16 protein-coding genes and 2 pseudogenes are annotated in these 16,490 nt (G+C 53.4%); all 18 read left to right on the forward strand.

The genetic code is table 11. From position 1 onward, the window contains the following. Position 1: 1 nt before the first annotated feature. The 18 genes and pseudogenes from NQ495_RS08485 (at position 2) to NQ495_RS08565 (ending at position 16,456) form a co-directional block, all read left to right on the forward strand. Positions 2-892 (forward strand): HpcH/HpaI aldolase/citrate lyase family protein, encoded by an 891-nt coding sequence (locus NQ495_RS08485; protein WP_009133372.1) that lies wholly within the window; start codon positions 2-4, stop codon positions 890-892. 80 nt (positions 893-972) lie between these two features. Then, positions 973-1,464 (forward strand): annotated as a pseudogene (locus NQ495_RS11845) (coenzyme F420 hydrogenase/dehydrogenase beta subunit N-terminal domain-containing protein); the annotation flags it as partial. Between the two features lie 128 nt (positions 1,465-1,592). Then, positions 1,593-1,772: pseudogene (locus tag NQ495_RS11850) on the forward strand (hypothetical protein); the annotation flags it as partial. A gap of 6 nt (positions 1,773-1,778) precedes the next feature. Next, positions 1,779-2,033 carry a hypothetical protein gene (locus tag NQ495_RS08495; RefSeq protein ID WP_009132808.1) on the forward strand — a complete coding sequence of 85 codons (255 nt, stop codon included), beginning with the start codon at positions 1,779-1,781 and terminating at the stop codon, positions 2,031-2,033. Beyond that, entirely contained in the window at positions 2,030-2,692 is a 663-nt protein-coding gene (locus NQ495_RS08500) for an acetyltransferase (protein WP_259801096.1), read from the forward strand. The genes NQ495_RS08495 and NQ495_RS08500 overlap by 4 nt, the downstream gene beginning before the upstream one ends. Positions 2,693-2,704: 12 nt before the next feature. Then, positions 2,705-3,802 carry a DegT/DnrJ/EryC1/StrS family aminotransferase gene (locus NQ495_RS08505; protein WP_259801099.1) on the forward strand — a complete coding sequence of 366 codons (1,098 nt, stop codon included), beginning with the start codon at positions 2,705-2,707 and terminating at the stop codon, positions 3,800-3,802. Positions 3,803-3,834: 32 nt separating this feature from the next. Beyond that, complete coding sequence (locus tag NQ495_RS08510) at positions 3,835-3,939, forward strand: hypothetical protein (RefSeq protein ID WP_009132811.1); 105 nt, start codon at positions 3,835-3,837, stop codon at positions 3,937-3,939. Positions 3,940-3,948: 9 nt separating this feature from the next. Next, positions 3,949-4,944, forward strand: coding sequence for a glycosyltransferase family 92 protein (locus tag NQ495_RS08515; RefSeq protein WP_009132812.1), 996 nt, complete (start codon positions 3,949-3,951; stop codon positions 4,942-4,944). Beyond that, positions 4,941-6,449, forward strand: coding sequence for an oligosaccharide flippase family protein (locus NQ495_RS08520; RefSeq protein WP_040294076.1), 1,509 nt, complete (start codon positions 4,941-4,943; stop codon positions 6,447-6,449). Before NQ495_RS08515 ends, NQ495_RS08520 begins: the two co-directional genes overlap by 4 nt. Before the next feature lie 48 nt (positions 6,450-6,497). After that, positions 6,498-8,003, forward strand: coding sequence for a glycosyltransferase (locus NQ495_RS08525; RefSeq protein ID WP_009132814.1), 1,506 nt, complete (start codon positions 6,498-6,500; stop codon positions 8,001-8,003). Beyond that, on the forward strand, positions 8,000-8,674 hold the full coding sequence (locus NQ495_RS08530; protein ID WP_009132815.1) for an acyltransferase: 675 nt from the start codon (positions 8,000-8,002) through the stop codon (positions 8,672-8,674). The genes NQ495_RS08525 and NQ495_RS08530 overlap by 4 nt, the downstream gene beginning before the upstream one ends. Positions 8,675-8,695: 21 nt before the next feature. After that, positions 8,696-9,760: a glycosyltransferase WbsX family protein gene (locus tag NQ495_RS08535; RefSeq protein ID WP_009132816.1), complete on the forward strand. Its 1,065-nt coding sequence runs from the start codon at positions 8,696-8,698 to the stop codon at positions 9,758-9,760. Then, positions 9,757-10,872 carry a glycosyltransferase gene (locus tag NQ495_RS08540; protein WP_009132817.1) on the forward strand — a complete coding sequence of 372 codons (1,116 nt, stop codon included), beginning with the start codon at positions 9,757-9,759 and terminating at the stop codon, positions 10,870-10,872. Before NQ495_RS08535 ends, NQ495_RS08540 begins: the two co-directional genes overlap by 4 nt. After that, on the forward strand, positions 10,866-11,915 hold the full coding sequence (locus NQ495_RS08545) for an EpsG family protein (RefSeq protein WP_009132818.1): 1,050 nt from the start codon (positions 10,866-10,868) through the stop codon (positions 11,913-11,915). The genes NQ495_RS08540 and NQ495_RS08545 overlap by 7 nt, the downstream gene beginning before the upstream one ends. Further along, the gene (locus NQ495_RS08550) at positions 11,888-12,997 is read left to right on the forward strand and encodes a glycosyltransferase family 4 protein (RefSeq protein ID WP_009132819.1); all 1,110 of its coding nucleotides are present in this window, start codon (positions 11,888-11,890) and stop codon (positions 12,995-12,997) included. The genes NQ495_RS08545 and NQ495_RS08550 overlap by 28 nt, the downstream gene beginning before the upstream one ends. A 197-nt stretch (positions 12,998-13,194) precedes the next feature. Next, the gene (locus tag NQ495_RS08555; protein ID WP_009132820.1) at positions 13,195-14,013 is read left to right on the forward strand and encodes a glycosyltransferase; all 819 of its coding nucleotides are present in this window, start codon (positions 13,195-13,197) and stop codon (positions 14,011-14,013) included. Positions 14,014-14,189: 176 nt separating this feature from the next. After that, the gene (locus NQ495_RS08560) at positions 14,190-15,515 is read left to right on the forward strand and encodes a UDP-glucose dehydrogenase family protein (protein ID WP_009132821.1); all 1,326 of its coding nucleotides are present in this window, start codon (positions 14,190-14,192) and stop codon (positions 15,513-15,515) included. Further along, positions 15,515-16,456, forward strand: a complete 942-nt coding sequence (locus tag NQ495_RS08565; protein ID WP_009132822.1) for a UDP-glucuronic acid decarboxylase family protein — start codon at positions 15,515-15,517, stop codon at positions 16,454-16,456. Before NQ495_RS08560 ends, NQ495_RS08565 begins: the two co-directional genes overlap by 1 nt. Positions 16,457-16,490: the final 34 nt, after the last annotated feature.

Genomic DNA, 16,490 nt, shown 5'->3' on the forward strand with positions numbered 1-16,490 from the left:
CATGGACCATTTATTCCGAAGCCTGATGTTCGTCCCGGCCCATAACGATCGGTTGATGAACAGTGCGGCACGCGTCAACGCCGACGTGCTGCTGCTCGACATCGAAGACTCGGTTCAGCCGGCCTCAAACAAACAGGTAGCCCGCGACAACATTCTGCGATACATTGCCGACGGCACGTTCCGCGGGCGCGTACTCTATCCCCGCGTCAACGACCGAGAAAGCGGCGAGCTGCTGCGCGACGTATACCAACTGACCGTCGAGGGGATCACCGGATTCATGTACCCCAAAAGCAAGAAAGGAGAAGACATTTATTTCTTCGGCAAGCTGCTCGAAACGATCGAGTATGAAAAGGGTTTCCCGATCGGGACCTTCAAGATCATTCCACTGATCGAAACAACGGGCGCAGTCATGAACATCCAGGAGATCTGCAACGCCTGCCCGAACCGTGTTACGGCAGTCGCTTTCGGCTGCGAAGATTTCGTCACCGACCTCGGCGGCAAACACGATCCCGAGGGACAGAGCATTTTCACGGCCCGGGCCCAGATCGCTATGGGTGCTAAAGCGTGCGGGGTGGTTCCGATTGACACGGTACATATCCATGTTCATGATCTCGAAGACCTTGAACATAATCTAGTTCTTTCTAAAAAACTCGGATTTGAAGGAATGCTCGTCCTCAATCCCAAAGAGTTACCGCTCTGCCATCGTTACTACTCGCCCGGCGAGGACGAGGTAGCTTGGGCCGAAGAGATGCTCGCGCTGGCCGAGGAAGCCGAGCGTGAAGGCAAAGGAGTGGCGCTCAAAGACAACAAGTTTATCGGTCCGCCGATGGTCAAGATGGCGCAAACCATTCTTAGCAAACACCGTATGATCCAAGCCAAATGCAAAATGTAAACAACGTCACCCTGATCAGGAAAGAGGCATGCTGCGGTTGCAGTGCATGTGCTTCATGTTGTCCTGTCGGAGCGATCGGCATGCGCGCCGATTTCGAGGGTTACCTTTATCCGCAGATTGATCCGGAACGCTGCACTAACTGCGGGCTCTGCCTTCGCACCTGCCGCAGTTTGCCGTTCTATACGGCTCCGCAGACCGTTTATGCCTGCCGATCGCGGGATACGGGGCTTCGGGCACGCAGTTCGTCGGGCGGCGCTTTCACCGCATTGGCCCGGCAAGTAATCGCTCGCGGCGGTTATGTCTGTGGCGCCGGCTATGTAGACGGGTGTGGTGAGGTCCGGCACCTGCTTGCTCGCGATGAGACCGCTTTGGATAACCTGAGGCGATCGAAGTTCGTGCAAAGTACAAAGTATGACATATACAAAACCATCAAGACCTTGCTTGATCAGGGTGCAGAGGTACTTTTTACTGGTACCCCCTGCGAGGCAAGCGGTCTCCGACAATATCTGCGTAGGGAGTACGCTGGCCTCACTACCTGCGACTTGATCTGCGGATGCGTTTCATCGCCTAAGGTATACCTCCGCTATATCGAGTATCTCAGCGAAAAATATGACGGAACCGTCATCGCTGTCAATTTCAAGGACAAACGCGAGGGCTGGCGCGCCAAGTCGATCGCTATTGCTTTCGACAACGGAAAAGAATATTACAACTCCATTCTCGACGACGACTATGTCGTTTCGTTCACAGTCGGTACAATATTCGTCCGTCTTGCTTTCACTGCAAATACCGTAGTCTGCGCCGAGTCGCCGACATTACGCTCGGCGATTTCTGGGCTATCGAGAAATACGATCCGTTTTTTGACGACGATAAGGGGACCTCGTGGGTCATGACCAATACGACGAAAGGCGAGCGGATGGTCAACGGCATGAAGGATATGGACATTGCTGCAATCCCATTGGATATAAATGACTATGCTACCCGGTATAACCTGCGTCTGCATTTGGACCCCGAGGAACCCGACCGCTCGTGTCGGGCCGCGTTCTATCGCGATCTCGATCTCATGGCGTTCGATGTTTTAGCGGTTAAGCATCTGGCAGCCATAAAAGAAGAGCGTAAAAAAAGAAAATTACAGCATCAATGAGTAAGAAAGTAATCATTATCGGCGGCGAAGGCAACGGAGGCGTGATCGCTGCCTGTATCGAAGACAACCGCAAACGGTTCGGCGACCTCGAGTGGGAGGTGACCGGCTTCGTCAACGACTACGAAACACAGGTCTGCGGCTATCCCGTGCTCGGCGGGACGGACGACGTGCAGGAACTGCTCAAAAATCCGGACTACCACTTCATGTGGGGCATCCACATGATCGGCCGCAACATACTGACCGAAAAAACCTTTCGCAAAGTGAACATTCCGCGCGAGCGATTCGCCACGATCGTCCACAAAACCGCATTCGTGGCCGACAGCGCCGTACTCGAACCGGGCGTCTTCGTCATGTCGAACTGCTACGTCGGGGCCCAGGCGCGGCTCGGCCAGTGTTCGCTGATGATGGCCAACTCGTTGGTAGGACACAACACGACAGTCGGACCGCTTTGCCATTTCTCGGTCGGCTCGATCACCAGCTCGTACATCACTATCGGTCTTTGCTCCGATGTTACACTCGGTGCCAAAGTGATCGAAAAAGTCAAAATCGGCGACTTCGCCGTGGCCGGAGCTGGAAGTCTAGTCACGCACAATATTCCAGACTACGAAATTCACGTCGGGACACCCGCCAAATTTATGAAACGCGTCCGCGAAGATTAACACAAATAAGCGATGATCAAATTTCTCGATTTACAGAAAGTAACCGAAAGCCATGGCGCGGATATCCGTGAGGCTGTGGAGCGTGTCATTCGTTCTGGCTGGTACCTTCAGGGAACAGAGAACGCGCAGTTTGAAGCCAACTACGCCCGCTACATCGGGACGCGTCACGCGATCGGCGTTGCCAACGGGCTCGATGCACTAGTCTGGATCTTCCGCGCCTACCTCGAAATGGGTGTACTCCAACCCGGCGACGAAGTAATTGTCCCAGCGAACACCTACATCGCCTCTATCCTCGCGATCACTGAGAACGGACTCGTCCCGGTACTTGTCGAACCAGACTTACAGACTTACCAGATCGATGATACACGCATCGAAGCCGCCATCACTCCCCGTACCCGGGCTATTCTGATAGTCCACCTTTACGGGCAGTGCGCTTACACGGACAGAATCGGCCAACTGTGCCGGAAATACGGGCTGAAACTGGTCGAAGACAACGCACAGGCGCACGGCTGCCTCTACCGCGGCCGGCGAACCGGATCGCTCGGCGCCGCCGCCGGGCACAGCTTCTACCCGGGCAAGAACCTCGGAGCACTGGGCGATGCCGGAGGAGTAACCACGGACGACGACGAACTGGCCGCCACAGTGCGCGCACTGGCCAATTACGGCTCAACACAAAAATATGTTTTCCGGTACACCGGCCGCAACAGTCGACTCGATGAAATCGAAGCCGCCATACTCGACGCGAAACTCTACCATCTGGACGCAGACAACACGCACCGTCGGACCATCGCAAATTATTACCTGTCGCATATCAATAATCCGAAAATCGTACTGCCGAACGTACCGGACTCCGACGCACACGTATTCCATATCTTCCCGATCCGTTGCGCTGATAGGGACGAGTTGCAGCGGTATCTGACCGAAAATGGAGTTCAAACCATCATTCACTATCCCATTCCACCCCACAAGCAAGAATGTTACCGTGCATGGAACGACCGTTCCTATCCGATTACCGAGCGGATTCATCGCGAGGAGCTTAGCTTACCAATCAGCCCGGTTATGGAGCGGACCGAGGCGGAGGTAGTCGTGCGGCTGCTCAATAATTTTTAAATCGGTAAATTAGATCAGAAATATCGATCGTTATGCCTGTGTACAACACCGAGCCGTTCCTCGATGAGACGATCCGCTCGGTAGCGGAACAATCGTTCGGGGTTCTTCCCGGCACTTCATTTTTAACAATCGTATAAATAGCGATCATGGTACACCATAAAGTCTTCATCAGCACTCCTCATGGCCGATATAACAAGTTTTCCCTCGGTATAAAAAAAGTTTTATCTCCTTGTTTAGACTTACTGTATAGACAGATCATCCGACATAAAAAACAGGATACGGCCGATAAGCCTTATTATCTGTCGGTTTGTGCTATCTTCAAGAACGAGGGGTCGATTCTCAGAGAGTGGATTGAATACCATTTGCTGGTCGGTGTCGATCACTTTTTCCTGTACAACAACTTCAGCGATGACAACTACCGCGAAATTCTGGCCCCATATATCGAACGAGGAGTCGTCGACCTGATCGATTGGCCCGTTCCCCAAGGACAGTTTCCTGCCTACGAGGACTGCTGGCAAAAATTTCGTGAGACGACTCGCTGGATTGCGCTGATCGATCTCGACGAGTTTCTATGCCCTGTCTACGAAACCTCGGTCGGGACATGGCTCGAAAAGTACGAAAAATATCCCTCGGTAATCGTCTATTGGAAAATGTTCGGGACCTCGGGAAGGATCGAACATGATCCCGAACAGTTGACTATCGAACAATACACGGTCTGCTGGGACAAAATGTATAACGAAGGAAAAGTAATCATCAATACAGGTTGGTCTTTTTCGAAAATATATCATCATATCATTTATGCCAATTACAAAATCGGTCCCTTTCATTTTCATTTATGGATACCTCCGGTCAATGAGTTCGGTAAATTCATTCGTTGGGAGCAGATACATCGAACCCGGCGAAATGCTACAGTCGACAATATATCCTTCCAACTTAACCATTATTGGAGCCGGGCTTACATGATGCACTACCGAAAGAAAGAGAAAGGTTCCATGTGCGAAAATTATCGGCATTCGATGCGGCAGTTCTTCAACAGTGAGCACCGCAACCGGGCAGTCGATTATAAAATATTCCGCTTTCTGATCGAGCTTAAGCTGGCCTTGGGAATGGGCCCCAAAGACATGTCATGCAACAGGGAATGACAGAAAACACGTCCGGCGCAGACACCTCGTACGAGCAGGCACTCAAGTCGACCGGAATCGTCGGGGGCGCGCAGTTTCTCACGATCCTGATTACGGTCGTCAAGACCAAGATCGTCGCCCTGCTGCTGGGGCCTGCCGGCGTCGGCGTGCTCGGCTTGTTGCAGGGTATTGTCGACATGGTCCGCAATGCGACGGGACTGGGCATACATTTCAGCGCGGTCAAAGACGTTGCGGCGGCGAATGCGTCGCGCGACGGACAGCGGATAGGGCGGACCATCCGGATTCTCCGGCGGTGGGTCTGGGGTACCGGTCTGCTGGGCATGACGGTCGCCATCGCGTTGAGTATCCCGCTTAGTCGGTTCTCGTTCGGGAGTGCGGAATATGCCGTACCGATTGTTCTGGTTTCGGTAGTTCTGCTGCTGACCAGTTTGCAAGAGGGGCAGCTCGCCCTGCTACAAGGCCTGCGCATGATCGGCAAGATGGCGAAAGCGAAAGTCGCAGGAGCCGTAGCCGGATTCGTTCTCACCGTACCGATGTACTGGTGGCTGGGTGTGAAGGGAATCGTCCCCGCCATGATCCTGACGGCGGCGGCGATGCTTGCCATTTCATGGTGGTTTGTCCGAGGCATCCGGGTCGAACCTGCCAAGCTTACGCCGAAGGAAACGTTTCGGGGCGGTCTGTCGATCGCCAAGCTGGGTTTTTTCATCGTTGTTACCACTTTTGCGTCGACGGCTACTATGTATATCGTCCGTTCATTCGTCTCGCAAAAGATGGGAACGGATGGCGTCGGAATGTTTCAGGCTGCATGGAACATTTCAAATGTATACGTAGGATTGATTACGAGTGCTATGCTGGCCGATTTCTTCCCGCGCCTGAGCGAAAGGAGCAACGACCACGCCGCCATGGCCCGGCTTACTAATGAGCAGGGGGAGATCGCTCTGATTATCGGTGCGCCGATGGTCGCCGGCATTCTGCTGTTCATTCCTGCCGTACTGAACATTCTTTACTCGTCGCAATTCATGGCCGCTACGGCTATTCTGCAATGGCAAATGGCGGGAGCCTTCACCGGATTCCTTGCATGGCCGCTCGGCGTAATTTTTCTGGCAAAAGGGAAGGGACACTACTGTATCCTTACCGACGGAGTATGGTGTGCGGCATATCTCAGTATCGTTTTTGCCGGATGGAACCGGTTCGGGCTCGAAATTCTCGGTATCGCGGCCATTTGCAGCAGTTTTGCCAAGCTCGTGCTGGTATATGTCCTTGTCCGGACGCAGTTCCGGTTCCGTTGGTCCCGGCGCAATCTCAGGCTGATCGGCCTGTACGGCGGACTGATCGCCGGAGCGCTGCTTACGGTGCTTCTCGCCTCGGGATGGGTCAAATATGCGATAGGCGGAGCGATCGTACTTATCGTATGCTGCATTTCGTACAGGCACCTGAACGAGGTCGTTGCCGTATCGTCGCTAATAACTCAGATACGGCGAAGAATCGGCGGGAAGCGTTCGTAAATCCATTCCGGCCGGGTAGCCCGGTCAGAAAGTTTCATCTCGAAAAATATGAAACCGACTATCCGCGACATCCGGCGTTGCTACTCGAAAATCAAGCAACTGGCCCGAACCGCTATATCTGAAAGGGACTACAACCGGGCCGCCGGGGAACTGGCCTTGTCAGCCCGGATCGCCTATCTGTTCAACTGGATATATAGCGATCCCGAAACGGACGACATGATCCGCACGATCGGCCGGGCGCTTTTCGTCGAAAAGCCTCCCGAGTCGCGACAGACCGCCAGATACGCCATGTACAATTCGTTCGGCCGAGAAAACAGGGGACTCACCCAGCAGTACATCCGGGCATTGCGGGCGTTGCAGGTCGAGTTTCTTTACATCTTTGAGGACCGTTCCAAGGCGATGGCGGGCGTCGAGAGCGATCTGGCCGCTTGCGGCGACCGAGTCGAAATTTTCGAGATAACCCCGTCGCTCCCCACGACGGAGCAGGCGAAACAGTTGCACCGGAAACTGCGCGAGTATGCCCCGCAGGTCCTTCTGATACAGGTAGCGCCTTGGTCGGTCACGCCGCTTATCGCTTTTTCCGCTTTGCCGGAAATCACGAAATACAACATAAATCTCACCGACCACGCTTTCTGGTTGGGTAGCGGTATCTTCGACCGTAACATCGAGTTCAGGGATTTCGGCTGGACGATCTCGTTGGAAAAACGCAGGTTCGCCACGTCGCAACTTTTCATGCTGCCTTATTATCCCATTCTCAACGAAGCCCCGTTTGAAGGATTTCCTGCCGAAGTCCCGGTCGGTAGCGTCAAAATCTTTTCGGGGGGGAGCTATTATAAGATTTATGGCGGAAAGGGACTCTATTTCGATCTTGTCAAGCGGACGCTGGACGAGAATCCCGATGCCGTGCTGCTGTATGCCGGCGACGGCGATGCGCGCATCTTCCGGGAGTTCATTCGTAGCAACGGTTTCCAGCGACGGGTGTTCCTGCTCGGAAGCCGACGCGACATCAATGCCGTTTTTCGCGCATGCGACATTTACATGGGAACTTACCCGATCGGCGGGGGGCTCATGTCGCAGTATGCGGCCGTGAACGGCAAACCGGTTCTCGCCTACGCCTCGGAGAAATGCCCATCGGCTTTCGTCGAAACAGTCGTCTGTCACAAGGCGCGCTTGAAAATCACGCATACCGATGTCGAATCTTTTGCCCGTCATGCCCGGGCGCTGTGCTCCGACCCTGCGCTGCGAGCCGAAGAAGGGAGTAGGCTGAAGCAGTGCATCACCTCGCCGGACGAGTTCGCCGAGGGTCTGCGCAATCTGTTGGCCGGATACGCTCGTCCGCATAGCGGGAGCCGGGTCGGCATTGACTACCGAAAGCGGCTCGACTTTTACTACGAGGCCGAAAATAGCAATCGTTGGAGTGAATTCGCCATGCTGCTTCTCAGCCAGTACGGAATCTGGGCGTTTCGCTATTTCCCGTTGGCGGCGCTCAAGACGGTACCTGGAACGCTGTACCGCTACGGCATAGAACAGTTCAAAAAATATCTGAAACGATGATCGATACAATCAAGACCTTACTGAGAGGGATCGGCAGAGCCGGATCTTACCTCGTTCCCTATCGGAGCGGCGGACGCCTGAGCACGCTCGGGGACTATCTGTACACGGCTTGGCTGGCACGCCATTTCAAACACATAGGCGCCAATGTCTATATCCGGCGGCCCGTATCGCTGAAAGGCGGAAAGTACATATCGATCGGAAGCCATAGCGTGATTCAGAAAGGATGCATACTCAACGCGTGGGATCGATACGGCGACCAGTCTTTCACGCCGGAGATTGCGATCGGCGAACATGTTTCGATCGGCGAATGGAGTCACTTGTCGGCTATCCGGGCGATCCGCATCGGAAATTACGTGCTCACGGGCCGTCGGGTTACGATCGTCGACAACTCGCACGGCCGAGGTACTTCAGAGGAGCTGGGAATGCACCCGGAGGACCAGCCCCTTTATTCGAAAGGTGTCGTAACGATCGGAAACAACGTGTGGATTGCCGATAAGGTGACGATCCTGTCCGGCGTTACTATCGGAGACAACTCCATGATCGGAGCCAATGCCGTAGTTACGCACGACATTCCGGCAGGGGTAATCGCCGCCGGAGTGCCGGCCCGCGTCATCCGTCAGATCAGCCAGTCGCAAAATAACTCTGAGAAACAGGGTTCCCTCGATTCATAAACCCTCAACCGAAATACCGCTGTGAAAGCAAGAATCATTGCATTTTACCTGCCTCAGTACCACCCGATTCCGGAAAATGACGCGTGGTGGGGCAAAGGGTTCACCGAATGGACCAATGTGGGCAAGGCGAAGCCCTTGTATCGCGGACATTATCAGCCTCGGGTGCCGGCCGACCTGGGATACTACGATCTGAGGGTCCCCGAAACCAGACAGGCGCAGGCCGATATGGCGCGATCCTATGGCGTCGAAGGCTTTATGTACTGGCACTATTGGTTCGGCGGCGGCAAGCGCCTGCTGGAGCGTCCGTTCAACGAAGTTCTCGCCAGAGGCGAGCCGGATTTTCCTTTCGCTCTCGCGTGGGCCAACGAGACATGGAAAGGCTTTGCTCACGGTCTCACTAACCGCAACACGCTGATCGAACAGCGTTATTTGGGCGAGCAAGATTACATTGACCATTTCCATGCCGTGCTGCCCGCTTTCCGGGACAGGCGGTACATTACCGTGGACGGGAAGCCTTTGTTCATGGTCTACAAGCCGCTTCAGCATCCCGACATGCCGGCTTTTGTCGGGCTATGGCAGCGGCTTGCCCGGGAGAACGGGCTGCCGGGAATCTATTTTGTCGGGCAGGCAGACGTAGGACAAGAACAGAAAATACTCCGTTTGGGTATGGATGCTGCCTGCATTTTCCGAATGATGGAATGCGTCAATCGTCGGCCGTTTTTCAAAAAAGCCGTTCAACGCATCAAGATCAATCTTTTCAAGCATCCTCGCGTATTTCGGTATGCCGAAGCGGCCCGATGGTTTGTCGGACCCGAAGATGCGCGCGACGACATCATCCCCACGATTTACTCAGGTTGGGACCATACTCCCCGAAGCGGGTGTGAAGGAACGGTTTTCAGTCATTATACGCCTGATGTATTCGAGCGACATGTCGAGCAGGTGCTTCGTGCCGTAGAGAATAAGCCCGCTTCGCTGAAAATCGTTTTTGTCAAATCGTGGAACGAGTGGGGAGAAGGCAATTATATGGAACCAGACCGAAGATATGGGCTGCAATTTCTTGAACGGCTCAAAAAATGCGTGGAATGACAATGGCGAGAATACTTTTTATTTCATCGAACTTAGCCTCGTCGCTCCACGGCGGATGGCAATGTGCGAGCCGCAACCTCGAGTCGATGAAGCGGATAGCGGGAGAAGGAGCGGTTGACTGCGAGATACTGCCTCCGTTCACGGTCAATAGTAGGGCGAACCCGGTGAAACGGCTGTGGCATGCTCTCAGCGCCTTGACGCGCGTAATATTTACGTTCAGAATAAACGGTTCGTCTTTAGGCAGGGAGCGGCGGATCATCGAAAAGCTCAAGCAGCAAAGTTACACTCATATTTTTGTCGACTCGTCGCTGAACGGCTTGCTGATACGGAAAATAAAAAAACGGACGGACGTTCGGGTGATCGTGTTTTTCCATAATTGTGAGTTTTCTTTTATCAGACGCCATCTGCAGTCGGGAAATGTCGGATCGGTATTCAGACTGCTACCCGCCTTCGTCAACGAGAAGTTAAGTGTCCGCTATGCTGACTGTACCGTCGCATTGAACCGTCGTGACGGAAAGTTGATAGAAAAACTGTACGGTATTCCGCACGCATTGCGCATCATCCCCATCTCGCTGCACGATCGTTTCAGGCATTTCCACCGATTGACGCAAGACGGAGATACTGCGACAGAAAAAGTGCGTACGGCTCTTTTCATCGGAAGTAATTTCTACGCCAACCGATCGGGAATCGAATGGTTTATAGCCCACGTATTGCCCTTGGTTGACATCCGGCTGGTCATCGCAGGCAAAGGCATGGACCAGCTTCCTGTCGGAACTCATCCCCAGATAGAGCTGCATGGTAGCGCTCCCTCATTGGAGGCGTTCTATGCGCGAGCCGATTTTGTGATCGCTCCGATTTTTACAGGAGGGGGCATGAAGGTCAAGATCGCAGAAGCCTTGATGTACGACAAGCCTATCATTGGCACCGCGGAAGCACTCGAGGGCTATGAACGTGCGGATTCGATCGTAGTTTGCAATACGGCGAGCGAATTCGTCTCGGCAATCCGAACATTTGCTACATCTCCTGCGCTCACGGGTTCGCGGCGGCTTTTTCTCGATCGGTATTCATTCGACGCCACGCTTCCTCTGTTCAAGACCTTGCTCGAATGTTAGTTTATCTATCGGTATTCACTACTGCTCTGGGATTGCTTTGCATAGGTAACCGGCGCAATATCCCGGTCGCCGTATGGATGAGCTTGGGCCTGCTGATCGTGTTCTCGGGTCTTCGATATGGCGTCGGAATCGATTTTCCAGCTTATTGGGACCTTTATCGAGGAAATGAATATTCGCAGTCGGAGGCTGGCTTCAGATTACTTTGCGGCATCCTCACTAGGCTGGGTTTTGGTCCGCAAACGATGTTTTTGGCTACGAGCGCTATCGTAGTCGTCTTTGTCTACAAAGCGGCAGTCTATTATGATAAGACTCACGTCTGTTTCGCCTTTTTTGTTTTCCTATTCGCCGGTACGTTCCTCGAAAGTTTGAATCTGGTCAGACAGTATGTAGCTATCGCCCTTTTTTTCTGGGGATCGCGATATATCGTCGGCCGGTCGCCGACAAAATACATGCTCGTCGTGCTGGCCGCGTCTTTATTTCATATTTCAGCGCTCGTATTGCTCCCTTTCTACTGGTTGCTCCGCATACGTTTTCCGGGTTGGCTGCTGTTCGGGATCCTTGGCTTTTCGCTCGTATTGAGCTTCATCTTTCCTCTCAAGGGGCTGATAAGTATGATTCCTCGCTACGGCCAGTACCTGACTCTTTACAGCGAGGCCAATCAAACCACAGCGCTTGGACTCGGCTATTTCTCGAAGCTGCTGATAGCATTTGCGGTCATTCTGTTCAGGAAAAAGTTGCTTGGCGTAGAGGCGGTCAAATATACCGTCGTCATGAATGGTTTTATCTTCTATGTGGCGCTGATGACCCTGTTTAACGATTTCATGGTATTTCTGCGTATTTCGTACTACTTCCATATTTTCATCATTCTGTTGCTTCCGAGGCTCGCCATGCCGTTTACATACCGCTCGCGCCCGATCGTTCTCGGCATAGCGTCGGCCTACTGTCTGCTTTTGTGCTTCCTGTCGCTTAAGGCGTCGGATGCGTACATGATTCCTTATCGGACCAATCTCGATTTATGGACGACAGCTACACCTTTGCGATGAATATACTTTTTATCATTCCTTCGGTCAAAACGGGAGGCGGCAACCGCGTCTTTATCGAGCTCGCCAGCCGTCTGTCCCGAGATCATGAAATCACGATGCTCTATCCCAATAACTCGACGGACAAACATACGTTTGCTGTCAGCGGGAATGTGCGATTCGTTTCGGTCGGGAAGACTGCCTCAGGCAAAATCGGCAAACTGATTAACCTTTGGCGGACGATTCGTTACGCCAACCGCCGTTATGCGGATTGGACGACCGTCTATAGCGATCCTTTGTTCGCCCTGTTTGCCGGATGGCTGAAGGCCAAACGAAAGTGGCGTTTCGTGCAGGCGGATGACTATCGAATCTTCGACGACGGGATGCTTTTGCACGGCGTATTCCTCAAAATATACAAATGGCTGTGCAAGCGCTCGTTCCGTTCGAGCCGGGTCCGGTTCATTTTCAACTCGCGTTTCGTACATGAACGGTTCTGCCGGGATGCGGGCCGAACTGACGTAGCGTTGCGATTGGTTCATCCGGCTATCGAACAACGCATCTTTACGGCAACGGGAAGATCCGGTGTCGATACGGGCATCTGTCTGATTGCCCGGAAGCACCCGGGGAAAGGCTTGGTCACGTTTCTCGACGTATACCGCCGGCTGCCTGAAGCAGTCCGAGACCGGGTCGGTCCGGTCACGTTCGTTAGCCACGATGACCTCTCAGCCTTCGATCTTACGGGTATCGAGATTGTCCGGCCGAAAAATGATATGGAGATAGCCGATGCCTATCGTAAGGCAGGGATATTCATCTCCACTTCATGGCGGGAAGGCTTCGGACTTCCTCCGCTTGAAGCCATGGCTTGCGGCTGTGCCTGCATCGTTAGCGAATCGGGCGGAGTAGACGAGTACGTCCGGGCCGGTGAGAACTGCTTGACTTTTCCTCCCCGGGATGAGAAAGCCCTCGAGGACCGGCTTCTCGTTTTGCTGAACGACAATGTATTGCGAGAAACCTTGGCAAAAGCGGGCACAGCTACGGCTCTGCGGTTCTCTTGGGAGCGTTCGGCCGGACAGTTTTTGGCAATCGTTCGGGACGAGCAGTGCTGATTTATTCGTGCATAAACGGCCTTATTGGCATCGCGAATCAGTTGAAACGCCATGTGAGGGCGACACTTATATCGCGAAACTCGCTCGTTTGCACAAGAGAGAGAAACTCGCTTCGTATTTTCTGATTCTTTGGTATATGCTACCTCCGAGGCAGAATCAATCAAAATCCTTTTAATAATACTAATGCGTTTACAGTCGTGATTACCGCATCGGTCGTCGCTTACCATCATTCTTATTCCGAGATCGGGAAAGTGCTGGACTGCCTATTGAAAAGTCCGGTCGCGAAAATATACGTCGTCGATAACTCGTCGAATGACGCGCTGCGTCTTTTGGGAAAAATATCGGAACGTATTCGTTATATCCACAGCGCTAACATCGGGTACGGCGGAGCTCATAACATCGCGATGCGCGAGGCCGTCGAGGCGGGAGCCGCCTATCATGTGATCGTTAATCCGGACATTTGGTTCGGCGAGGGCGTGATCGAAATCCTCGCCGGCTATATGGATCGGCATCCAGACGCCGGCCTGGTCACCCCCAAGATCGTGTATCCCGACGGCGAGACGCAGTATCTGTGCAAGCTGTTGCCCACACCTTTCGATCTGATCCTACGGAGATTCTTGCCCGCCGACTTCTTTAAGGCGAGCAGGGAACGGTTTGAACTGCGCTTTACCGGTTACGACCGCGAGATGAACGTACCCTTTCTTTCAGGTTGCTTTATGTTCTTGAGAATCGGGACGCTGAAAGAAACGGGGCTTTTTGACGAGCGCTATTTCATGTACGCCGAGGATATCGATTTTTCGCGTCGTATCCACCGCGTTACCCGTACCGTGTACTGTCCCGATGCGGTCGTCGTACATGTCCACGAGGCCGCTTCGCGTAAAAATAGGAAAATGCTGCTGATCCACATCGGCAGCATTGTCAAGTATTTCAATAAATGGGGATGGGTCATAGATCGTGAGCGAAGGCGTGCCAACAGGGCCTGCATCGAAGCATTGAAAGGACAGGGCCGAGGATAGTCGAAGCCGCCTGCCCGCCGAAGACCCTGCGCAAGCCGTTAACGGATCATGTGGGAGTATGGACCGGGACGGCCCGCTGGGGCCGGCTTGGCGGGAAACGTTCGCTGTAGCGCGGAGAGGGAACTTTTGGGCATGCGTGGACCATTCACAGACGAGCATCAAATAAATCAATTAATATGAATATCGCAATCGTTGGAACCGGGTATGTCGGCCTGGTTACAGGAACTTGTTTCGCCGAAATGGGTACGAATGTGACCTGTGTGGATATTGACACGAAAAAGATCGATAAGCTCAACAACGGTATCATGCCGATTTATGAGCCTGGACTCGAGGAACTTGTCAAAAAAAACATCCGTGAGGGACGTCTCCATTTCACGACCGATCTTACCTCGGTTCTCGATAAAGTTGAAATCGTTTTCAGCGCCGTGGGAACTCCGCCGGACGAGGACGGCAGCGCCGACCTGCATTACGTGTTGGATGTAGCGCGAACGTTCGGACAGAAAATCAACCGCTACACCCTGCTGGTAACCAAAAGCACCGTACCCGTCGGCACGGCACAGAAAGTAAAAGCCGCCATCCGGGAAGAATTGGAGAAACGCGGCGTAAACATACCTTTCGACGTAGCCTCGAATCCTGAATTTCTCAAGGAAGGTGCGGCCATCAAGGATTTCATGAACCCCGACCGGGTGGTAGTCGGAGTGGATACCCAACAGGCCCGCACTTTGATGGAGCGCCTTTATAAGCCGTTTTTACTCAACGGCTTTCCAATCCTGTTTATGGACGTATCGTCGGCCGAAATGACCAAATACGCCGCTAATGCAATGCTTGCCACCCGCATCAGTTTCATGAACGACATCGCCAACCTGTGCGAGCGTATCGGTGCGAATGTCGACATGGTACGCAAAGGCATGGGAACCGATGACCGTATCGGCAGCCGTTTCCTCTACGCCGGATGCGGTTACGGCGGATCGTGCTTCCCGAAAGATGTCAAGGCGCTTTGCCACACCGGACGGAAGAACGGATATCCCATGCGGGTAATCGAAGCCGTCGAGGCGGTCAACGAAAACCAGAAAGAGATCGTGGCGGATAAACTCAAAGAGGCACTGGGAGCTGACCTGAACGGAAAAGTGATTGCCCTGTGGGGACTCGCATTCAAACCCGAAACCGACGATATGCGCGAAGCACCGGCACTGGTCATTATCGATAAACTGCTCGAAGCCGGGGCAACAGTCCGGGCTTTCGACCCGATCGCCATGGACGAAGCCAGAAGAAAGATCGGCAACAAAATCATGTATTGCAATAACATCTACGAAGCCGCAGAAGGAGCCGACGCCATCGCACTGGCCACGGAATGGAAGCAATTCCGGCTCCCCGACTGGAACACCGTCCGAAAAACCATGCGCGGAAACCTGATCGTCGACGGACGAAATATTTACGACCAAAACGAACTTGCCGACAAAGGATTCCGCTATACCAGAATCGGGAAAAAACTGGCTGAATAATGAAACGAATACTCGTAACCGGAGGAGCCGGATTTATAGGCTCGCATCTCTGTGAAAGACTGTTAAGCGAAGGACACGACGTCATTTGCATGGACAACTATTTCACCGGCAGTAAAAACAACATCCGCCACCTGCTGGAAAACGACCATTTCGAACTGGTGCGCCACGATATCATCGAACCGTACCATGCCGAAGTCGATGAAATATACAACCTCGCCTGCCCCGCATCGCCCGTACACTACCAGTACAACCCGATCAAAACCCTGAAGACCTCCGTGATGGGAGCCATCAATATGCTCGGGCTCGCCAAACGCACCAAGGCCAAAATCCTGCAGGCCTCGACCAGCGAAGTATACGGAGACCCGTTCGTCCATCCGCAGGTGGAAACCTACTGGGGGAACGTAAACCCCATCGGACTGAGATCGTGCTATGACGAGGGAAAGCGCTGCGCCGAAACTTTCTTTATGGACTATCATCGCCAGAACGGGGTACGGATCAAGATCATCCGAATATTCAACACCTACGGGCCCAGAATGAATCCCAACGACGGACGGGTCGTCTCGAATTTCATCGTTCAGGCGCTTCGCGGAGAGAACATTACCATATACGGCGACGGCACCCAGACCCGAAGCTTCCAGTACGTAGACGACCTGATCGAAGCGATGATACGCATGATGGACACCGAAGACGATTTTACCGGTCCTGTGAATACCGGAAATCCGGACGAATTTACCATGCTCGAACTTGCTGAAAAAGTCATTCAGATGACCGGATCGAAGTCCAAAATCACTTTTGAACCCCTGCCAAGCGACGACCCGAAACAGCGGAAACCGAACATTGCCCTCGCAACCCAGCGGCTCGGCGGCTGGAGCCCTTCCGTCGGACTCGAACGAGGCCTGCAAAAGACGATCGAGTATTTCAAGGAGACACTGGGTAATTGATTCGACATGCGACAGAGATTCGTTTCGTCCGCCG

The sequence above is a fragment of the Alistipes indistinctus YIT 12060 genome, from assembly GCF_025144995.1.
Lineage (GTDB): Bacteria > Bacteroidota > Bacteroidia > Bacteroidales > Rikenellaceae > Alistipes_A > Alistipes_A indistinctus.

Excerpts from the sequence above, each read along its gene's own strand:
- NQ495_RS08485 (WP_009133372.1), top strand. The coding sequence starts at position 2 with ATGGACCATTTATTCCGAAGCCTGATGTTCGTCCCGGCCCATAACGAT.
- NQ495_RS08495 (WP_009132808.1), top strand. The coding sequence starts at position 1,779 with ATGACCAATACGACGAAAGGCGAGCGGATGGTCAACGGCATGAAGGAT.
- NQ495_RS08500 (WP_259801096.1), top strand. The coding sequence starts at position 2,030 with ATGAGTAAGAAAGTAATCATTATCGGCGGCGAAGGCAACGGAGGCGTG.
- NQ495_RS08505 (WP_259801099.1), top strand. The coding sequence starts at position 2,705 with ATGATCAAATTTCTCGATTTACAGAAAGTAACCGAAAGCCATGGCGCG.
- NQ495_RS08510 (WP_009132811.1), top strand. The coding sequence starts at position 3,835 with ATGCCTGTGTACAACACCGAGCCGTTCCTCGATGAGACGATCCGCTCG.
- NQ495_RS08515 (WP_009132812.1), top strand. The coding sequence starts at position 3,949 with ATGGTACACCATAAAGTCTTCATCAGCACTCCTCATGGCCGATATAAC.
- NQ495_RS08520 (WP_040294076.1), top strand. The coding sequence starts at position 4,941 with ATGACAGAAAACACGTCCGGCGCAGACACCTCGTACGAGCAGGCACTC.
- NQ495_RS08525 (WP_009132814.1), top strand. The coding sequence starts at position 6,498 with ATGAAACCGACTATCCGCGACATCCGGCGTTGCTACTCGAAAATCAAG.
- NQ495_RS08530 (WP_009132815.1), top strand. The coding sequence starts at position 8,000 with ATGATCGATACAATCAAGACCTTACTGAGAGGGATCGGCAGAGCCGGA.
- NQ495_RS08540 (WP_009132817.1), top strand. The coding sequence starts at position 9,757 with ATGACAATGGCGAGAATACTTTTTATTTCATCGAACTTAGCCTCGTCG.
- NQ495_RS08545 (WP_009132818.1), top strand. The coding sequence starts at position 10,866 with ATGTTAGTTTATCTATCGGTATTCACTACTGCTCTGGGATTGCTTTGC.
- NQ495_RS08550 (WP_009132819.1), top strand. The coding sequence starts at position 11,888 with ATGGACGACAGCTACACCTTTGCGATGAATATACTTTTTATCATTCCT.
- NQ495_RS08560 (WP_009132821.1), top strand. The coding sequence starts at position 14,190 with ATGAATATCGCAATCGTTGGAACCGGGTATGTCGGCCTGGTTACAGGA.
- NQ495_RS08565 (WP_009132822.1), top strand. The coding sequence starts at position 15,515 with ATGAAACGAATACTCGTAACCGGAGGAGCCGGATTTATAGGCTCGCAT.